Genomic DNA, 226 nt, shown 5'->3' with positions numbered 1-226 from the left:
ACCGACACCATCGAACCCTCAACCGACAGACCCGACAGCGCACGCGAACGCACCGCCACCACCCGCGCACCGTCCTCAAGGGACAGCATCCCCGCCACCGTCGCCGCAGCGATCTCACCCTGCGAGTGACCCACCACCGCATCGGGGATGACGCCTGCCGCCTCCCAGACCGCGGCCAGCGAGACCATCACCGCCCACAGCACCGGCTGCACCACATCCGCCGAAT

1 protein-coding gene is annotated in these 226 nt (G+C 69.5%); it reads right to left on the bottom strand.

What is annotated here, in order from left to right; translation table 11 throughout:
- On the bottom strand, positions 1–226 hold a 226-nt coding region (locus tag AC4IJH_RS43865), incomplete at both ends, for an acyltransferase domain-containing protein (protein ID WP_490857626.1).

The organism is Streptomyces sp. UF-297 (assembly GCF_058245575.1).
Note: the sequence above shows the minus strand (reverse complement) of the source record. Positions and strands in the feature narration are given on the sequence as shown.